Annotated in this window: 16 protein-coding genes; 11 read left to right on the top strand and 5 right to left on the bottom strand. The window is 72.5% G+C overall.

What is annotated here, in order from left to right:
* The first annotated feature begins 144 nt into the window (after positions 1-144).
* The 6 genes from EKG83_RS37320 (at position 145) to EKG83_RS37295 (ending at position 5,469) form a co-directional block, all read left to right on the top strand.
* Positions 145-948: a segregation and condensation protein A gene (locus EKG83_RS37320; RefSeq protein ID WP_228122976.1), complete on the top strand. Its 804-nt coding sequence runs from the start codon at positions 145-147 to the stop codon at positions 946-948.
* A complete protein-coding gene (gene scpB / locus EKG83_RS37315) occupies positions 945-1,838 on the top strand; it encodes an SMC-Scp complex subunit ScpB (protein WP_228122356.1) in 894 nt (297 codons plus the stop codon). Before EKG83_RS37320 ends, scpB begins: the two co-directional genes overlap by 4 nt.
* A complete protein-coding gene (locus EKG83_RS37310; RefSeq protein WP_033428022.1) occupies positions 1,831-2,574 on the top strand; it encodes a pseudouridine synthase in 744 nt (247 codons plus the stop codon). Before scpB ends, EKG83_RS37310 begins: the two co-directional genes overlap by 8 nt.
* A gap of 449 nt (positions 2,575-3,023) precedes the next feature.
* On the top strand, positions 3,024-3,791 hold the full coding sequence (locus EKG83_RS37305; protein ID WP_033428103.1) for an ABC transporter permease: 768 nt from the start codon (positions 3,024-3,026) through the stop codon (positions 3,789-3,791).
* The gene (locus EKG83_RS37300; protein ID WP_033428021.1) at positions 3,788-4,591 is read left to right on the top strand and encodes an ABC transporter permease; all 804 of its coding nucleotides are present in this window, start codon (positions 3,788-3,790) and stop codon (positions 4,589-4,591) included. Before EKG83_RS37305 ends, EKG83_RS37300 begins: the two co-directional genes overlap by 4 nt.
* Entirely contained in the window at positions 4,588-5,469 is an 882-nt protein-coding gene (locus tag EKG83_RS37295) for an ABC transporter ATP-binding protein (protein ID WP_153278694.1), read from the top strand. Before EKG83_RS37300 ends, EKG83_RS37295 begins: the two co-directional genes overlap by 4 nt.
* 563 nt (positions 5,470-6,032) lie before the next feature.
* On the opposite strand, the gene EKG83_RS37290 is transcribed toward EKG83_RS37295, so the two are convergent.
* Complete coding sequence (locus tag EKG83_RS37290; protein WP_228122355.1) at positions 6,033-7,280, bottom strand: 4-hydroxybenzoate 3-monooxygenase; 1,248 nt, start codon at positions 7,278-7,280, stop codon at positions 6,033-6,035.
* A 143-nt stretch (positions 7,281-7,423) separates the two neighbouring features.
* Here EKG83_RS37290 and EKG83_RS37285 point away from each other — a divergent pair, with 143 nt between their 5' ends.
* From EKG83_RS37285 to EKG83_RS37265, 5 genes are all read left to right on the top strand, one after another.
* The gene (locus EKG83_RS37285) at positions 7,424-8,449 is read left to right on the top strand and encodes an ABC transporter substrate-binding protein (RefSeq protein ID WP_033428019.1); all 1,026 of its coding nucleotides are present in this window, start codon (positions 7,424-7,426) and stop codon (positions 8,447-8,449) included.
* A gap of 369 nt (positions 8,450-8,818) precedes the next feature.
* The gene (locus tag EKG83_RS37280) at positions 8,819-11,854 is read left to right on the top strand and encodes a sensor histidine kinase (RefSeq protein ID WP_228122354.1); all 3,036 of its coding nucleotides are present in this window, start codon (positions 8,819-8,821) and stop codon (positions 11,852-11,854) included.
* Complete coding sequence (locus tag EKG83_RS37275) at positions 11,851-12,273, top strand: roadblock/LC7 domain-containing protein (RefSeq protein WP_033428018.1); 423 nt, start codon at positions 11,851-11,853, stop codon at positions 12,271-12,273. The genes EKG83_RS37280 and EKG83_RS37275 overlap by 4 nt, the downstream gene beginning before the upstream one ends.
* 26 nt (positions 12,274-12,299) lie before the next feature.
* Positions 12,300-12,896 carry a GTP-binding protein gene (locus EKG83_RS37270; RefSeq protein WP_033428017.1) on the top strand — a complete coding sequence of 199 codons (597 nt, stop codon included), beginning with the start codon at positions 12,300-12,302 and terminating at the stop codon, positions 12,894-12,896.
* A 71-nt stretch (positions 12,897-12,967) separates the two neighbouring features.
* Complete coding sequence (locus EKG83_RS37265) at positions 12,968-13,717, top strand: class I SAM-dependent methyltransferase (RefSeq protein ID WP_033428016.1); 750 nt, start codon at positions 12,968-12,970, stop codon at positions 13,715-13,717.
* Here the strand turns inward: EKG83_RS37265 and EKG83_RS37260 are convergent.
* The 4 genes from EKG83_RS37260 to EKG83_RS37245 all read right to left on the bottom strand — a co-directional run bounded on the left by EKG83_RS37260 (position 13,671) and on the right by EKG83_RS37245 (position 17,738).
* Entirely contained in the window at positions 13,671-15,614 is a 1,944-nt protein-coding gene (locus tag EKG83_RS37260; protein WP_033428015.1) for a diguanylate cyclase domain-containing protein, read from the bottom strand. The two genes, EKG83_RS37265 and EKG83_RS37260, sit on opposite strands and share 47 nt — an antisense overlap.
* 14 nt (positions 15,615-15,628) lie before the next feature.
* Positions 15,629-16,435: an SAM-dependent methyltransferase gene (locus EKG83_RS37255; protein WP_033428014.1), complete on the bottom strand. Its 807-nt coding sequence runs from the start codon at positions 16,433-16,435 to the stop codon at positions 15,629-15,631.
* Between the two features lie 240 nt (positions 16,436-16,675).
* Positions 16,676-17,140, bottom strand: a complete 465-nt coding sequence (locus EKG83_RS37250; protein ID WP_033428100.1) for a hypothetical protein — start codon at positions 17,138-17,140, stop codon at positions 16,676-16,678.
* Positions 17,106-17,738: an RNA polymerase sigma factor gene (locus EKG83_RS37245; RefSeq protein WP_033428013.1), complete on the bottom strand. Its 633-nt coding sequence runs from the start codon at positions 17,736-17,738 to the stop codon at positions 17,106-17,108. The genes EKG83_RS37250 and EKG83_RS37245 overlap by 35 nt, the downstream gene beginning before the upstream one ends.
* Positions 17,739-17,867 lie beyond the last annotated feature (129 nt).

Raw genomic sequence — 17,867 nt, 5'->3', positions numbered from 1 at the left:
GTCGTCGAACCCGTGGCTGTGGAACCCGCGGTCGTCGAGCCTGCGGTCGTCGAGCCTGCGGTCGTCGAGCCTGCGGTCGTCGAGCCGGCGGTTGTCGAACCCGCGGCCCCGAGCCCTCCGGACGACGGCCGGTTCAAGGTCCGGCTGACCAACTTCGAGGGCCCGTTCGACCTGCTGCTCCAGCTCATCTCCCAGCACACCCTGGACGTGACCGAGGTGGCCCTGCACCAGGTCACCGACGACTTCATCGCCCACATCCGCGCCATGGGCGACCAGTGGGACCTGGACGAGACCACCGAGTTCCTGGTCATCGCCGCGACCCTGCTCGACCTCAAGGCCGCCCGCCTGCTGCCCGCCGGCGACGTCGAGGACGAGGAGGACCTGGCCCTGCTGGAGGCCCGCGACCTGCTGTTCGCCCGGCTGCTCCAGTACCGGGCGTACAAGCAGGTCGCGGCCCTGTTCGCGGAGCTGGAGCAGGGCGCGTACCGCCGCTACCCGCGCTCGGTGGCGCTGGAGCAGCGGTACGAGGGGCTGCTGCCCGAGGTGATGCTCGGCGTGGACGCCCGGCGGTTCGCCGAGATCGCCGCCGTCGCGTTCCGGCCCAAGCCGCCGCCGACGGTGTCCACCGCGCACGTCCACCAGCACCGGGTGTCCGTGCGCGAGCACGCCGACCTGCTGCGGGAGCGGTTGGCCGAGCTGGGGACGACGACGTTCGCCGAGCTGGTCGCCGAGTGCACGGAGACCATGGAGGTGGTGGCCCGGTTCCTGGCGCTGCTGGAGCTGTACCGGGAGAGGGCGCTGGCGTTCGAGCAGCCGGACCCGCTCGGTGAGCTGCGCATCACCTGGGTGGGGGACGCCGAGGGCGAGGAGGCGGGACGGGGGCGCACCGCGGGCGATGATGAGCGGGGCCGCGACGAGGACCGCGACGCAGACGAGGAGTACGGGTGACCCAGACCGAGCCAGGCCGGCCCGAGCCCACCGGTGCGGGGACCGACCCCGCCGCCGAGCCCGAGCCCGGCCGGTCCGCGGCCACTGAGTCCGCGCCGGCCGAGTCCGCGCCGGCCGAGTCCGGCGGGTCCGCGCCAGTCGAGCCCGCACCCGCCGAGCCCGCACCCGCTGGGCCTGCACCCGCCGAGCCCGTGGCAGCCGAGCCCGCGCCCGGCCCCTCCACCGGCCGCCGAGCCCGTGGCCGCCGGCCCGAGCCCACCCTCGCCCTCGACCTGCCGCAACCCCAGGACCTGCCGGAACCCCAGGAACCCCAGGAGCCCGAGGTCGACCCCGGCGGCCTCCCCGACCTCTCCGACGACGCCGAGTTCGAAGGCGCCCTCGAATCGGTCCTCCTCGTCGTGGACACCCCCATCGCCGAGGACCAGCTGGCCGGCGTCTTCGAGCAGCCCGTGAAGCGCGTCACCCGGGCCCTCCACCGCCTGGCCACCCGGTACACCGAGCAGAACAGCGGCATCGACCTGCGTAGAATCGGTGACGGCTGGCGGTTCTACACGCGGGACCGCTTCGCGCCATTCGTGGAGAAGCTGCTGCTCGACGGGCAGCGCGCCAAGCTGACCCGGGCCGCGTTGGAGACCCTCGCGGTCATCGCCTACCGGCAGCCCGTCACCAGGGCCAGGGTCGCGGCGGTGCGCGGGGTGAACGTCGACGGCGTCATCCGGACGCTCGTCGCGCGCGGCCTGATCGCCGAGACGGGCACCGACTCCGACACGGGTGGCATCCTCTACCGCACGACCGAACTGTTCCTGGAGCGGTTGGGGCTGTCGTCGCTCGCCGACCTGCCGCCGATCGCTCCCCTGCTGCCCGAAGTGGATGCGATCGACGATGTCTGACCAGGCCAAACCCGAAGGGGTCCGACTCCAGAAGGTGCTCGCCAAAGCGGGTGTCGCCTCGCGGCGGGTCGCCGAGGAGCTGATCGAGCTGGGCCGCGTCCAGGTCGACGGCGAGGTCGTGCGCGAGCAGGGCCGCCGGATCGACCCGGAGACCGCGGTCGTGCACGTGGACGGCGTCCGCGTGCAGGTCAAGGAGGACGTGATCACGCTCGTGCTGAACAAGCCGCGCGGCGTGCTGTCCACCATGCACGACGAGCAGCACCGGCCGTGCGTCGGCGACTACCTCTCCCAGCGCAAGGAGCGCCTCTTCCACGTCGGCCGGCTGGACGCCGACACCGAGGGCCTGCTGCTGCTGACCAACGACGGCGACCTCGCGCACCGCCTGATGCACCCGTCCTACGAGGTGCCCAAGACCTACCTGGCCGAGGTGCCCGGCCCCATCCCGAAGGACCTAGGCCGCACCCTGCGCGCCGGCGTCGAGTTGGACGACGGCCCGGTCAAGGTCGACTCGTTCCGGCTGATCTCGGCCGTGCCGGGCAAGGCCCTGGTCGAGGTCGTCCTGCACGAGGGCCGCAAGCACATCGTCCGCCGCCTGCTGGAGCACGTCGGCCACCCGGTCTCCAGCCTGGTCCGCACCGCGGTGGGCGAGGTGCGCCTGGGCAACCAGCGGCCCGGCTCGATGCGCGTGCTCAACCGCCAGGAAGTCGGCTCGCTCTACAAGGCCGTCGGCCTGTAGCCACCCGACCCGACGGGGGCGAGCCCCCACCCGCCGAGCCGCCGGACGCGCCACGCGCCGGCGGCTCGGCCGTTTCGCGGTGCACCGCCCGCCCGCGCGATCACCCCGGGAGCCGCGAACCCCTGTGTTCCCCGACCGGGTGAACCCCCGCCGGGGGCGCGAACGTAGAACTCGAGGGAGCTGGAGGTTCGACACGCCCGCTCCGAACGTTCGACTCGCGGTGTCGGGGTGGAGGACACGCGGTGTGTGCGGGGAGGGGGTGCTGGGCGTCGGGTGGGTGGATCGGTTGCTCTGATGGGCTGGAAACCGCCTTGTGGCGGAGCGTATGACACGTCGGTGTTGCAAGATCACATGGTGGAGTTTTCCCGCCACTCATTGTGGTGGGGCTGTTTGCTCTCTAGATTGAGCCGGGTTGGCTGGGGTTGATCAACTGGGAAGAGGCGTTGCGCGTGCGTGCGCTCACCCGAGGAATGCTTGGCGTGGCCGGGTTCCTCGTCATCTGGGAGCTGTTCGGCCGGTCCCGGCTGGTTCCCTCGGACTACCTGCCGCCGCCGTCCGTCGTAGCGGTGGAGCTGGTGAAGTTGTTGGGCGACGAGGCATTCCTGCGCGACGTCGTCGCCACGGTGCTCGCCCTGCTCATCGCGGTGACGCTGTCGGTGGGCATCGCGGTCCCGCTCGGCCTGGTGCTGGGCAGCGCGCCGGCGGTGCGCCACGCCACCCGCGCGGTGGTGGAGTTCCTGCGGCCCATCCCGTCGGTGGCGCTGATCCCGCTGGCGATCGTGCTGCTGGGCGTGGGACCGGAGGCCAAGATCACGCTCGCGGTGTACGCGGCGATCTGGCCGATCCTGTTCAACACCGTCTACGCGCTCGACGAGCTGGACCCCCTGCTCGTCGAGACGGCCCGGGTGTTCGGCTCCGGCCGGCTGCGCGTGCTGTTCTCCGTGGCGCTGCCCAGCGCGTTGCCGTTCGTGCTCACGGGCATCCGCCTCGCCGCCACCACCAGCCTGGTGGTGCTGGTCAGCGTGGAACTGCTCGCGGGCGGCTCGGGCGGCCTCGGGCAGTTCATCATGGAGGCGCGCAGCGGCGCCGGCCGGATGGACCTGGTCCTCGCCGGGACCGTGGTCGCGGGCGTGATCGGCTACCTCGTCAACGAGGGGCTGGAGCGCGCGCAGCGCCGCTGGGTCGCCTGGAGCACGGTCACGGGAGGTCGGTCGTGAACCGGTTCGCCCAGCGGTGGGCGGTGTTCGCGGGCCTGGTCGTGGTCTGGGAACTGCTCACCTGGTACGCCGACGACACGTTCTTCCCGCGGCCCACGGTGATCGTGGCCGCGGGGTGGGAGCTGTGGTTCTCCGGTCCCGCGGAGGACCTGTTCCTGACCGACGCGGTGTTCGAGCACATGCTGCCGAGCATCGGTCGGCTGCTCGCCGGGTGGGGCATCGCCGCCGTGATCGGTGTCTCCCTCGGGCTCGCCCTCGGCCGTTCCGCGACGGCCATGCAGTTCGCCGGTCCCCTGCTGACCTTCATGCGCTCGGTCCCGCCGCCGACGCTGGTGCCGGTCTTCCTGCTGCTGTTCAGCATCGGCACCCAGATGCAGCTCGCCACGATCGTGTTCGGCGTGCTGTGGCCCATCCTGCTCAACAGCGTCGACGGCGCCCGCTCCGTCGACGCCACGAAGTTCGAGACCTCGGCGGTGTTCCGCATCCCCAAGCACCAGTGGGTCCTCGGCGTGGTCCTGCCCTCCGCGGCGCCGAAGATCTTCGCCGGGCTGCGGGTTTCCCTGTCGCTGTCCCTGGTGCTCATGGTCGTCTCCGAACTGGTCGGCACCGACAACGGGATCGGGTCGCAGCTCCTGCAGGCACAGCGGGAGTTCGACTTCCCCGACATGTGGGCCGGGATCCTCCTGCTCGGAGTCCTCGGCTACGCCCTCAACACCGTGCTCCTCGCCTTCGAGCGCAAGGCCCTCGCGTGGCAGCCGAGGCAGGAGCGCACCCCCGCGACGGTGGAGGAAAAACCGTGACCGCGATGCTCGAAGTGGCCGACCTCGGCCACACCTACCAGGCGAAGGACGGCGCGCACACCGCCATCGCCGACCTCTCGTTCACCGTCGGCGCAGGCGAGCTGGTCTGCGTCGTCGGCCCGTCCGGCTGCGGCAAGTCCACGCTGCTGCGCACCATCTCGGGCCTGATCCGCCCCTCCCGCGGCGAGATCAGCCTGCACGGCAACCAGGTCCGGGGCGTGCCCGACGACCTGGCGGTGGTGTTCCAGGACTACAGCCGCTCGCTGTTCCCGTGGCTGACGGTGGTCAAGAACGTCGAGTTCCCCCTGCGCCGCAGCCTGGGCCGCGCCGAGCGCCGGGCGCGCGCGGTGGAGGCCCTGGAGTGGGTGGGACTGTCCAAAGCGCACCGCAAGTACCCGTGGCAGCTCTCCGGCGGCATGCAGCAGCGCGTGGCGATCGCGCGCGCCCTGGCCTACCGGCCCGCGCTGCTGCTGATGGACGAGCCGTTCGCGTCGGTGGACGCGCAGACCCGGTTCGAGCTGGAGGACCTGCTGCTGAAGGTCCGCACCGAGCACGACACCACCGTCCTGGTGGTGACGCACGACATCGACGAGAGCGTCTACCTGGGCGACCGGGTCCTGGTGCTGTCCACCTCGCCGGCGTCGGTGGTGGCCGACCTGAAGGTGGACCTGCCCGCGCAGCGCGACCAGATCACCACCCGCGAGTCCGACGAGTTCGTGGCGCTGCGGGCGGAGGTGGCGCGGCTGCTCAACGTCGGCAAGGCCGCCGGCGAGGTCGCGGCGCGGCGCCGGGCCAACGAGGCGCAGGCGGCGAAGTGGGCCGAGGCGGAGCGGGCGGAGGTCTCGCGCGTCGAGGCTGAGGAGCGCGCTACGACGTGAAAGATCTTCGCGTGAGGTAGGACTCGGGTAACGGGCGATCCGCGGCGCACAGGGCCTCTCAGGGGCCGCGCCGGGGGTCGCCCGTTCTCGTGCGCGGGGTCCGCCGTGCGGGTGAAACCCCGCGGGAAGGGGTTGTGCCCCAAGGGTTTCGACGAACGTCGTTGGCAACGATTCGACATCGTTTCCCGCGGGCGGGCGGGCGTGCCCGGTGGCGGCGGGGGCGTTTTCGGTTCCCTGCGGGCGAATGGGGGGTCGCGCGGGGGAGTGGGGCGGATGAATGCCTTGTGGTGCCTGAATTCCGCGCGGTGGCTCGACGCGGGAGCGGCGTCGGAATTGCGCCGGGGCGGTGTTGCGCGCGGGCGCGAATGCGGAAGGCTCGGGGGAATTGCGAATTCACGGCCGGTCGTTCGGCGGGCACCGGTCCCGCCGGTTGTCCCGCCGCCTTCGCCCCGTTCCCCGCGGAACCGGCCACCCGGATTCGGCGGGGAACGGGACGACGGCCTTCTCCCCTTGCGGCACAACGGTTCAACGACCGGTGTGACCGCTAATCGCGTGGTGTTCTTTCAAGGCCCCACGTAGTTCTGGGCGAAGTAGCCGGCCGACGAACCGGACGCGATGAGGTGCTCCAGCCGCGCCTGCCCCAACCGGCTCAGGAACGGCTCCGGCGAACGGTGGATCATGAACACCATCCACTGCGAGAACTCCTGCGCACGCCACACCCGCTGCAGGCACACCCGCGAGTACGAACGGAGCCCGCTGTCGTCGCCCGTTCGGTGGTAGGCGGTCAGGGCCGCGGCCAGCACCTCCGCGTCGTGCAGCGCGAGGTTCATCCCCTTGGCGCCCACGGGCGTGATGATGTGCGCCGCGTCGCCGAGGAGGTAGAGGCTGCCGTGGTTCATTGGTTCAACCACGTGGCTGCGCATGTCCAGGATGCGCTTCTCGATGATGCGCCCCTCGGTCAGCTTCCAGTCGGAGTCCTTGAGCGCCAACCGCTTGTGCAGTTCGGCCCACACCCGTTCGTCGGGCCAGTTGTCGACGGTGTCGTCCACCGGGACCTGGAGGTAGTAGCGCGAAACCGTAGAACTGCGGAGCATGTGACCCGCGAATCCATCCGGGTGAAGTGCGTAAATCACCTTGTGGGTGGATGGCGGTGCCTCCGCCAGGATGCTCAGCCACTCGATCCCGTGCTGGTGGCTGAACTCCTGGACCGCGCCCGCCGGGATGCTGCGCCGGGTCACGCCGTGGAACCCGTCGGCGCCCGCGATGAACGAGCACTCGAGGCGCTCCGCCGTCCCGTCGGCGTTCTTCCAGGTCAGGGCGGGTTCAGCGGTCTCGATGCCGTGCAGCTCGACGTCGGTGACGCCCCAGCGGATGTCGCCGCCGCGCTCGTCGGCGTAGTGCCGCACGAGGTCCCGCACGACCTCCTGCTGCGGGTAGATGTAGTGCGTCTGGCCGTCGTACAGGGTGGAGTAGTCCACCTCGTGCGCGACGCCGTTGACCCGGAACTCGCAGGCCCCGTGCCGATCCGCCTCCCGGAGCAACCGGTCGGCCAACCCGTGGTCGGCCAGCATCTGCACCGCGCGGTGCTCCAGCACGCCCGCGCGGGGCCTGTTCTCGATGTACTCGCGGGTGCCCTTTTCCAGCACCACGCAGGGGATTCCGGCTTCGCGGAGCAGGTTCCCCAGGGTCAACCCGGCCGGACCCGCGCCGACGATGCCCACGGCACGCCGGTTGCTCTGTACGGCCCATTCGGAGTCAAGATCGATCACCACGTACCCCAACCTCTGGACAGCCTGTGCAAAGATGCTCACCGAAGGTAGTGGATCAGCCTTCGAGTGTCGGTCGACTGGGGTCTTGTCGAGCCACCCGTGTCACTTTGAGTGGCTCAACAACGCCTCCGTCGCCCGTGCATCCTGCCCCCGCACAGTCGCCACTCCAACAGGAGATGCACCCCATGACTCGAAGAGTCGGCCTCTCGGCAAGAAGGATCTTCGGCGTTCTGTCCGCCGTCGCGCTGCTCGCCTCGGTCTCCGGCTGCGGCCTGCTCGGCGGATCCGAGGAGAAGCCCGCCGACACGGCCGCCGGATCGGGTGGAGTCGAGAAGGCCAAGATCAAGCTCGGCCTCCTGCCCATCCTCGACGTCGCGTCGGTCCACATCGCGATCAAGAAGGATTACTTCAAGCAGGAGGGCCTGGAGATCGAGGTCGTCCCCATCCAGGGTGGCGCCGCGGCCATCCCCGGTCTGATCAGCGGTGACCTCGACATCAGCTTCGGCAACTGGGTGTCGTTCATCCTCGCCGAGTCCAAAGAGGGCGCGAAGGGCGTCGGCGGCCTGAAGCTCGTCAACGACGGCTACCAGACCAAGCCCGACATGTTCCTGATCCTCGCCAAGGGCGACTCGCCGGTGAAGGCGCCCAAGGACCTCGAGGGCAAGACCATCGCGATCAACACGTTCAAGAACATCGCCGAGCTGACCGCGAAGGCGACGCTGGAAGCCAACGACGTGGACGTCGAGAAGGTGAAGTTCAAGGAACTCCCCTTCGGCGACATGGAGGCCGCCGTCCAGAACGGCTCGGTCGACGCCGCGTTCATGGTCGAGCCGTTCATCAGCCGGGCCCAGCGCACCAGCGGCCAGGTCAGCGTCCTCGACGCCGCGTCCGGCCCCACGGACGGCATCCCGATCGGCGGCTACGCCACCACCGGCAAGTTCGCCCAGGAGAACCCCAAGACCATCGCGGCGTTCCAGCGCGCGATGGCCAAGGGGCAGCGCGACGCCGCCGACCGCCCCACGGTGGAGCCGCTGCTGGTCGAGTACGCCAAGGTGGACAAGGAAACCGCGAGCCTGGTGCACTTCGGCGAGTACCCCACCTCGCTGGACGCCACCCGGTTGCAGCGGGTCGCGGAGCTGATGCGAACCTACGGCCTGCTGGAGAAGGAGTTCGACGTCAAGCCGATGCTGGTCGGCGGGTCGGGCGGCTGATCCACCAGGGGGGAGCCCGGCACCGGGCTCCCCCCGCGGGTGTTTCCCGTCCGGGTCGATGACGTGAAATAGCCGTGAACGCCGGTTAGCGATCGTTTAGCGGGCCCGGCCCCGGTCCGCGCGACAATGGTTGATTGGCAAAGTACCGGCTATCTGGTCCGAACGGCGGTATGACTCCCGGGTTTTTTCCACCAAGATCGCCCGGGTTTGCAGGGAAGTGTCGTTTAACTGGCTGGGGGGCTGGGGAGTGTGCTGACGGTGCGCGGTCACGACGACCACGCCTCCGGGGAAGCTCCGGAGCGGATTCAACTCGACGCGGGTGACGCCGGGAACGGGCGGCCACCCGACTCGGGTCCCGGCACAGGCGCCGTGCCCGCCGCAGACCGGGGCGTGTCCCGGTGGCGCCTGCGGAACTGGCGCCTGCGCAGCAAGCTCGCCGTGGTGCTCCTGGTGCCCGCGCTGAGCACGTTGACCCTCGCGGGTCTGCGGTTGAACACCCAGCTCGACGACGTCGAGCTGTTCGGCCAGGTCCAGCGGGAGCTCCAGCTCTCCGCGCAGACCGCCGCGGTCGGCGACGCGCTGCAGCTCGAACGCGACGCGGCCGTGCGGTTCGTCGCGGGCGGGCGGGCGGAGAACGCCGCCGAGCTGGTCACCCGGTCGAGCAAGGTCGACGTCGAGGTCGGCAGGCTGCGGGACGTCGCCGCGTCCACCGCCGGCATCGACGACGCGGTGCTCGGCTCGTTCCAGCGCGCGCTGCAGTCGCTGGACGGCCTCAACGCCCTGCGCAACACGGTGACCAACACCCGGTACCCCGACGTCTCCGTCCACACCGCGTACGGCCAGATCCTCGCCGCGGTCTCCCAGGTCCACCGCGCCACCGCGAGCAGCCTGAGCAACGAGACGATCACCCCGCTCTCGGGTGCCAACCTCGCGCTCTACAGCGCGAAGGAGCAGCTGTCGCAGCAGAACGCGATCCTGCTGTCCACCGCGGAGCGCGGCGAGTTCGCGCCCGGCCAGGCCAACGCGCTGCGCGCGGCCCAGTCCCGGTTGGACGCCGCGCTCACCGACTTCGCCAACACCGCGAGCCAGGACAACCGCCAGCTGCTGGCCGACACCGTGTCGGGTCCCGCCGTGGACGGCCGCAACCGGCTGGTGCAGCTGTCCCTGGTGCAGCAGACCGAGGGCAGCCGGATCACCATCGAGCCCGACCAGGTGCTGACGCTGGGCGAGGAGACCGCCGCCCTGCTGCGCACGGTCGCGCAGAACATCGAGCGCCAGGCCGACGCCGCCGCGGTCGACCTGACCGAGCAGGCCCGCGCCGCCGCCTGGCGCGACGCGGCCCTGGTGGCCGTGGCGCTGGTCATCGCCTTCGCCCTCATGGCCTTCGTGGCCCGCTCCATGCTGACGCCGCTGCGCGTGCTGCGCCGCACCGCCCTGGACGTGGCCCGCAACCGGCTGCCCGACGCCATCAAGCGCATCCGCCAGCACCGCGACCCCGAGCGGGCCGCGGAGGAGGCGCTGGTGCCCGTGCCGATCCACACCACCGAAGAGGTCGGCCAGGTGGCGCGCGCGTTCGACGCCGTGCAGCGCGAAGCCGTCCGCCTCGCGGTCGAGCAGGTGGCGCTGCGCGCGAACGTCAACGACATGTTCATCAACCTGTCCCGGCGCTCGCAGGCGCTGGTCGAGCGGCAGATCACCGTCATCGACCGGCTGGAGCAGGACGAGCAGGACCCCGACCAGCTGGCCAGCCTGTTCGAGCTGGACCACCTGGCCACCCAGATGCGCCGCAACAGCGAGAACCTGCTGGTGCTCTCCGGCACCACGGTCAACCGCCGCGTCACCCGGCCGGTGCCGATCTCCGAGGTGCTGGGCGCCGCGGTGTCGGAGGTCGAGAAGTACGCGCGCATCCAGATCGCGCCCGCGCCGGAGCTGAAGATCCAGGGCCGCGTGGTCAACGACCTCGCGCACCTCATCGCCGAGCTGCTGGACAACGCGACCGCGTTCTCCAAGCCCACCACCAAGGTCACCGTGCGGGCCATAGAGACCCGGCGCGGCGAGGTGTCCATCCGCATCCACGACCGCGGCGTCGGCATGCAGGAGCAGGACGTCGTCGAGGCCAACACCAAGCTCGCCGACCCGCCCGAGGTCGACGTGTCGGTGGCCCGCGAGATGGGCCTCTACGTGGTCGGCCAGCTGGCCAAGCGCCACAACATCCGGGTCACCCTGAGCAACAACGACGACATAGAGGGTGGCGTCACCGCGCAGGTCGTCCTGCCGGTGGACCTGCTGCACCGCGGTCCCGAGCCGCTGACCGCGCGCCCCGCCCCGGCCGCGCTGCCGCCGCGCCCGGCCAACCTGGAGCTGGAGGACAGCGGGGTCGGCGTGCTGGCCGGCGTGCCCAAGTGGACGCCGGACGCCACGCCCAACGGCTACGCCCCGCCCGCGCCGCCCGCCGCGGTGCCGCCGGTCGTGCACACCCACGAGGCCGAGCCCAACGGGTTCTTCGAGGTCGAGCAGACGCCGGCGACCGACCTGTTCACCGCCACGGTGGCCGAGACGGTGCCGCCCGCGGACGGTGAGCGGATCGACTACTCCTACCCGCCCGCCGCCGCCGCGGCTGCCCCCGTGAAGCCCGCGCCGGTCGTCGAGGAGGACGACGCCTCGACCCAGCGCCTGCCGATCTACGAGGACGTGTTGTCCCGCTGGTTCCAGGGCGGCGAGGCCGCCGAGGCGCCGGTGCGCGGTGACCTGGGTGCCACCGCCCCGCCGGAGTCCGCCGCCGAGAAGACGATGTTCGCCGACCGCGTCGAGCTGATGGCGGACCCGGTCGCGGGCGCGCCCGCCGACGGCGCCCCGGCCGCGTCCGGCTCGACCGCGTCGGAGCAGACCGTGTTCGCCGACCGCGCCGAGCTCGTCGAGGACCGGGAACCGGCACCGCTGCCCCGGCCCACGCCGCCCGCGCCGCGCGGTTCCACCGCGGCGGGCCTGCCCAAGCGGGAGCCCGCGCCGTCGCCGATCCCGTCCTCGGGCAACGGCGGCTGGGGCTCGGGCGACGACGGCTGGTCGGCCGCCAACAAGCTGCTCAAGGCACCGGTGGACGACACCACGACCGCGGGCCTGCCCAAGCGCGTGCCCAAGGCGCGCCTGGTGCCCGGTTCGCTCACCGCGCCCTCCCCCCGGGCGTCGGCACCGGCGGCCGGGGCACCGGCCTCGCCGTCGACCACCGGCACGATGCCCTCGGGCCTCGCCACGGCCGCGCCGCCGCGCCGCTCGGCGGACCGCCTGCGGCAGCGTTTCGCCACCTACCAGCGCGGCGTGCAGATGGCCCGCGAGTCCGGTGACGACAGCGGACTGCCCTGGGAGGGCTTGTCGTTCGGCAACGCAGACAACAAGGAGCAGAAGTGACCACCGCAGCCGAAGAACTGGACAACTTCAGTTGGCTGGTCGACGACTTCGTCAGCAGGGTCGCGGGCGTCGCGCACGCGATCGTGGTCTCCGCGGACGGCCTGCTGCTGGCGTCCTCGTCGCGGTTGCCCATCGACCGCGCCGAGCAGCTGGCGGCCGTCGCCTCCGGCCTGGTCAGCCTCAACCTCGGCGCCGCGCGCTGCTTCGAGGCGGGCGACGTCAAGCAGACCGTGGTCGAGATGGAGCGCGGCTACCTGTTCCTGATGTCCATCAGCGACGGGTCCTGCCTGGCCGTGCTGGCCGCGCCGAACTGCGACATCGGCCTGATCGGCTACGCCATGACGCGGCTGGTCGAGCGGGTCGGCGTGCAGCTCACCCCGGAGATCCGGTCGCAGCTGCACGTCGCGATGCGCGGCTGACCTCCTACTAAGGAAAGCGGAGCAACATGAGCGGTGGCGTTCCCGGGCGGCCGGGGTCGCCCGCGGTGAGCCCGGCCGTCGTGTCGACGAAGATCGTCGTGGCGGGCGGGTTCGGCGTCGGCAAGACGACGTTCGTGGGGTCGGTGTCGGAGATCGTGCCGCTGACCACCGAAGCGGTGATGACCGAGGCCAGCGTCGGCGTGGACGACCTGTCGGGCACCCCGAACAAGGTCACCACCACGGTGGCCATGGACTTCGGGCGCGTGTCGCTGGACCAGGAGCTGATCCTGTACCTGTTCGGCACGCCCGGCCAGCACCGGTTCTGGTTCATGTGGGACGACCTGGTGCGCGGTGCCATCGGCGCCGTGGTGCTGGTCGACACCCGCAGGCTGTCCGACGCGTTCGCCTCGATCGACTTCTTCGAGGACCGCGAGCTGCCCTACATCGTGGGCGTGAACTGCTTCGACGGGCTGCTGCACCACCGCATCGAGGACATCCGGGAGGCGCTGACGATCGACGCGTCGGTGCCGATCGTGCCCTGCGACGCGCGCAACCGGCAGTCGACCAAGCAGACGCTGATCACGCTGGTGCAGCACGCGATGCGGCAGCCGACGTTCGCCTAGCACGACCCCTGGCGGGCCGCGGCCGGAAAACCGGTCGCGGCCCGTCGGCGTGCCCGGCCACACTCGGGCGGGTGCCCGACGACGCGAGCGACCCGTACGCGACCCACTACGACGCCATCAACGAGTGGGGTCCGTCCGACGACTTCTACCTGGACCTGGTGCTCTCCGCCGACGCGGTGCTCGACGTCGGCTGCGGCACCGGCGCGCTGCTCGCCGCGGCGCGCGCGGCCGGCCACCCCGGCCGCCTCGTGGGGCTCGACCCCGACCCGGCGATGCTGGCCCTGGCCCGCCGGTACGCCGACGTGGAGTGGGTGGCCGGCCACCTGGGCGCGGTCGCCTTCGACGGCGAGTTCGACCTGGTCGTGATGGCCGGGCACGTGTTCCAGGTGTTCCTCACCGACGACGAGGTGCGCGGGCAGTTCACCGCCGTGCGCCGCGCCCTGCGGCCGGGCGGCCGGTACGCGTTCGAGACCCGCAACCCCGGCGCGCGGGCCTGGGAGCGCTGGACCCCCGAGCACGGCACGGACGTCGTCGGCGAGCACGGGGAGCCCGTGCGCGTGGAGCACCGCGTGGAGAGCGTGGTCGACGGGCTGGTGCGGTTGAGCGAGACCTACCGCGGCCCGGACTGGCCGGAGCCGAGGGTCGAGTGGGCGACGCTGCGGTTCACCACCGCCGAGCAGGTCGACGCGCTGCTCGCCGAGACCGGCTTCGAGGTGCTGGAGCGCCACGGGTCCTGGGACCGCGGCCCGTTCACCGCCACCAGCCGGGAGATCATCACGATCGCACGACCAGGTCCGCGCCCGGCCACCGGCCGTCGCTGACCACCAGCGCGCCGGTCGCCCGCACCAGCGGCAGGGTGCCGGCCAGGGCCCGGTGCGCCAGCGCCTCCCGCGGCGGCTCCACCGGCGCCACGCCGTGCAGCACGTGCCGCTCCACCACGGACAGCTCCGGCAGGGCGCAGGTGAAGCCGTGCAGCAGCCGGCGCACGCCCATGTCCGCCAGCGTGGTCAGGTTGTCCTCCACCACGTCCGGGTCCGCGCTCAGCCCGCCCGCGGCCAGCCCGAGCCACAGCCGCTGCGGCGGCAGGCCGGAGGTGCGCAGCGCGTCGGCCACCGGCGCGGTCAGGTCCGGGTCGCGCGACTGGTCCGGCGACAGCGACACCAGCACCGGCAGCCCCTCCTGCGCGGCGAAGGCGCACGCCTCGTCCAGCACCCACTCGGACAGCTGCCCGCCCAGGCCCGCCTCGTCGGCCAGGCGCAAGCAGTCCTCGTGGGACACCGGGCCGCGGTCGCCGTCCTCCCAGCGCAGCCGGGCGGCCGCCGCGACGCGCTCGCCGTCCCGCTCCACCGGCAGGTAGTCGATGTTGACGCCACCGCCGGCGAGCGCGTCCGCCAGCGCCGCGGCCAGTGCCAGCCGGTCCCGCTCGCGGGCGTCCAGCGCCTCGTCGTAGACGGCCCACTGGCCCTTGCCGCAGCGCTCGGCGCGGCGCAGCGTGCTGTGCGCCCGGCGCAGCAGCGCCATCGCGTCCGCGCCGCGCGCCGTGCGCGCGAAACCCATGCCCGCCGACACCGCGACCCGGCGGCCCGCCAGCTCCAGCGGCCGGCCCAGCGCGGCCCGGATCCCCGCGGCCAGCGACGGGATGGCGGGCTCGCCCTCCAGCAGGACGACGAACTCGTCGCCGCCCAGCCGCGCCACGGTCGCGCCCCGGCCGGCGAGCACCGCGGTCAGCCGCCGCGCCACCGCCCTCAGCAGCCCGTCGCCCGCCTCGTAGCCCAGGCCGTCGTTGACCGCGCCCACGCCGTCGACGTCGAGGTAGCACAGGGTGGCCGCGCCCTGCCTGCCCAGCACGCGCTCCAGCTCCGGCAGGAAGCTCTGCCGGTTGGGCAGCCCGGTCAGCACGTCGTGCAGGGCCTGGTGGCGCAGGTACTCGCGCAGCACGCGCTGCTCGGTGGTGTCCTCGACGACGGCGACGTGGTACTTGGGCCGCCCGTCGGTGTCGCGCACCACGGAGAGGGACACGTTCGTCCACATCGGATCGCCGTCGGGCCCGGTGAACCGGCGCTCGGCGCGGAAGACGTCCTCTTCGGACAGCAGCGTGCGCCGCTGGTCCGCGCGCAGCGCCGCCAGGTCCTCGTCGGTGAACGGCGCGCGGCGGTCGCCGCCGGGCCGCAGCATCGCCACCAGCGCCGGGTTGGCCTCCAGCACCGCGCCGTCGGCGTCGAAGATCGCGATGCCCACCGCGGAGCTGGCGAACACCTGCCGGAACCGCGCCTCGCTGTCGTGCAGGTCGTGCCGGGTCCGCTCCAGCGCGGCCAGCAGCGAGGACCGCACCTCCTCCTGCTCGGCGAAGACCTGCCCGCGCACCGCGTCCACGTACCCGGCCGCGACCGCGCCGAGCAGCGCGGTGACGCGGACCGGGTCGCCGTCCAGCAGCCGGCCCAGCACCTCGACGGTGCGCTGGAGGCTGTGCGGCCCGGTGAACCGCGCCGCCACCAGCCACTCGCCGACGGCGGCGCCGGGGTCCGGGTCGAACGGCTCGCCGGCGAGCAGCCGGGCCAGGTGGGCCAGGTGCCGCTCCAGGTGCTCGCGGATGCGGGCGCGCGCCATCGGCGCGTACGCGGTGCCGCTCAGCGCCCTGGTCCAGACCTCGGCCGGGTCGGGGCGCGGTGCGGCGGGGGCGTCGCCCTCGGCGCGGGCGGGGTCACCGGACTGGGTCATGTCGGCGGTGCGCCTCAGGGTTTGCGGCCGACGACCGCGTAGAGGTTCGCGCGGCCCGGGTCGGCAGGCACGTCCTCGGGCGACTCGGGCCTCCACTGCGGGGTGAACACCAGGCCGGGCGGGACGACGTCGAAGCCGTCCACCATCCGCAGCACCTGGGCGCGGGTGCGGGGGGTGATGGGTTCGGCGGTCTGCCGGAAGATGTCCGCGCCCGCCGCCATCGCCCGCGGCATCCGGTCGGGCGTGAAGTGGGACAGGGCCAGGTAGCTGCCCGACGGGAGCGCGTCCCGGTAGCGGGCCAGCAGGCCCCACGGGTCGTCGGAGTCGGGGATGAACTGCAGGACGCCCACGGCCAGCAGCCCCACCGGCCGGTCGGGGTCCAGCAGCCGCCGGGTCTCCGGGTGGCCGAGCACGGCCGCCGGGTCGCGCAGGTCGGCCTGGACGGCGGTGGCGCGCGGGTTGCCCACCAGCAGGGCCCTGGCGTGCGTGACGGCGACCGGTTCGACGTCGACGTAGACCACGCGGCAGGAGGGCTCGACCTCCTGGGCCACCTCGTGCACGTTGCCGACGGTCGGGATGCCCGAGCCGAGGTCGAGGAACTGGCGGATGCCCGCCTCCACCAGGGCGAGCACGGCGCGGCGCAGGTAGGAGCGGTTGAGCCGGGCCATCTCGCGCACCGGGAGGACCCGGACCAGCTCTTCGGCGGTGGCGCGGTCGGCGGCGAAGTTGTGGCCGCCGCCGAGGAGGTAGTCGTAGATGCGCGCGGAACTCGGGAGGCTGATGTCGATCCCGTCCGGGGACCAGCCGGTGCGCTCGCTCACGGTGCACCTCCCGGGTGATGGCTCGACCGCCGGTCAACCCCGTCGGCCCGACCACCCTACTGGCGAACTCCATCCGCCGAACGGGGTACGAACCCTTATCACTCGTTCGTGGAAGTTCTATCGAGAGCGGATGAAATCGTCGCCGGAGCGGGTGAAACCGCGCGCACGCACTTCAGCCCGGGCCCGGCCCCGCCGAGCCGGAAGCGCCCCGTCACGGGCGGGCAGGCGCCCGTGACGGGGCTACACGCAAACCCAGTCCGTGACCACGGTGGTGCCGTCCACGACGCAGCGGAACCGCACCGGTCCCGGGGGCGGCGGCCCGAGCAGGAACATGCCCAGCTCGTCCAGCTCCACCTCCGCCACCGGCCCGGTCGCGGTCAGCAGCTCGACCCGCCCGGGCCGCGCCGGCAGCACCTGCCCGGCCACGCCCGCCGCGGTCACCTCGACCTGCACCGAGACGCCCTCGGCGTCGAACACGAGCTGCCGCGCGGTCGACGTGCTGCGCGCGCGCACCGCGAGCTCCGCGTCCAGGATCGAGTCGTAGCTGGTCAGGGCCCTCAGCTCGGCGTCGACGGTGCGCCACGTGTAGGCCGCGCGCGCCGCCTCCAGGACGTGCGCGGGCACGTCCCGCTCCTCCGCCAACGCCGCCTTCAGGTCCCGCAGCAGCTCCTCATCGCTTTCCCACGCCTGATCGCCCCTCAACACCGAGCACACCTCCTCCGCCCACCCGCCTCGGTTTGACCAGGCGGAACACCGCGGGAGTTCGCCGCAGCTTGTCCAGGCACCTGCTCCTGGTGGGCCCGATGCTGCCCACCGGCATGTCCAGCCGCTCGCCGACCGACGCGTAGCTCGGCGGCGGGTCCACCAGCAGCGCGGCCAGCAGCTCGCGGCACTGCTCGGGCAGCGACCGGAACCCGTCGCGCAGGGCCTGGAGCCGCTGGGCGGTCTCCAGCTCCTCGTCCAGCTCGGCCTCCGCGTCCACGGGGCTCGCCGGCTCCTCCTCGGACTGCGGGTCGAACGGCTGCACGCGCTGCTGCATCCGCAGCATCCGCAGGCACTCGTTGCGGGTGGTCGTGGCGATCCACCCCGGCAGCGCGTCCGCGTCCCGCAGCCTGCCGATCTGCTCGACCAGGCGCAGCCACACCGTCTGGTTGACGTCCGCGGCGTCCGCGGGCCGCAGCCGGTGCCGGTTGACCACCGACACCACCAGCGGCGTGAAGCGGGCGACGATCTCGTCCCACGCGCGCTGGTCGCCGTCCGCCGCCGCGCCCACCAGCGCGCCGATCGTGGCTGCAGGGGTCACGTCCCCTCCTCGGGTCCCGGGGGTGCCGCACCCCCGACCGGGCGTGCACCGGCGCGGACCCCGGCCGGGTCTCGGACTTCGCGTTCGTCGCTACCACACACTAGGGAGCACCGACCTGAGCGCCAGATA

The sequence above is a fragment of the Saccharothrix syringae genome (assembly GCF_009498035.1).
Taxonomy (GTDB): domain Bacteria; phylum Actinomycetota; class Actinomycetes; order Mycobacteriales; family Pseudonocardiaceae; genus Actinosynnema; species Actinosynnema syringae.
This window is presented reverse-complemented; position numbering and strand designations above follow the sequence as displayed.